This window comes from Cellulophaga fucicola, from assembly GCF_900119145.1.
GTDB lineage: Bacteria > Bacteroidota > Bacteroidia > Flavobacteriales > Flavobacteriaceae > Cellulophaga > Cellulophaga fucicola.
The window spans coordinates 1-1,085 of record NZ_FPIY01000021.1 but is presented as its reverse complement, the minus strand read 5'-3'; the positions used below and the strand labels follow the sequence as shown (position 1 = coordinate 1,085).

Here is a 1,085-nt window from a genome sequence, read left to right as displayed (position 1 = left end):
CCTGTCTCTAGAAGAGTCGGACTTGGATTGTCTGTGGTACACGATGAAATTGGTAATGGTACAAATCAAGATACCTATGTAGATGCTGCTTTTTCTTATACAGTTCCTACTAGTGATCAAGGTAAATTATCATTTGGTTTAAAAGCTGGTGGACATTTTCTTAACCTCGATTTTTCTAAACTAGCAAATTACAGACAAGAATCTACCCCTGCCGGGTACAATGATATTGATAAAAAATTCTCTCCCAATTTTGGAGCTGGTGTTTATTATCATACAGATAAATTCTATGCCGGTCTTTCGGTTCCTAACTTTTTAGAAACTGAACATTTTGATAATTCTGGTGGCGTTAATAGTTCTTTTGTTGCCGTAGAACGTATGAACTGGTATTTAATTACAGGCTATGTTTTTGAACTAAATAGAGATCTAAAACTAAAACCTGCTGCGCTTATTAAAGCAGTTAAAGGTGCGCCTTTACAAGCTGATTTATCGGCTACTTTTTTACTTAGAGATAAGTTTAGCTTTGGTGCAGCTTACCGCTGGGATGCTGCTGTAAGTGCTCTTGTTGGGTTTCAACTTAGTGAACAATTAATGCTAGGACTTGCATACGATAAAGAAACTACTGATCTTGGAAATTCTTCTTTTAACGATGGTTCTTTTGAAGTGTTTTTAAGATATGAGTTAAGATCCAGATACAAAAAAGTAATTACCCCTAGATTCTTCTAAAAAACAAAATAAATGAAATTTAAATATATAACACTTGCCTTTTTATTTTGTTGTGCTCTTACAAACGCACAAACTAAAAAAGAAAAAAGGGCCGATGATAAATTTGAGAGCTATCAATATGCCGAGGCCATTGATGTCTACGAAAGATTGATTGATCTTGGATATAGCTCTGAAACTATTTACAGAAAACTCGCCAACTCAAATTACCTAAATGCTAGGTATGAAAATGCAGCTGCTTGGTACAAAAAATTGGTGAATTTAGAAGGAGCTACCGTAGATCCTGAAGAAATTTACAAATACGCTTTAACCCTAAAATCATTAGGAAACTATGACGAGTCAGATACTTGGATGCGTAAATTTGA

General features: G+C 34.7%; 1 protein-coding gene and 1 pseudogene. Both read left to right on the top strand.

The window, feature by feature from the left end:
* A partial coding sequence (locus tag BT107_RS17340) for a PorP/SprF family type IX secretion system membrane protein (protein WP_072305092.1) occupies positions 1–723 on the top strand: 723 nt, incomplete at its 5' end.
* 12 nt (positions 724–735) lie between these two features.
* Positions 736–1,085: pseudogene (locus BT107_RS17335) on the top strand (tetratricopeptide repeat protein); the annotation flags it as partial.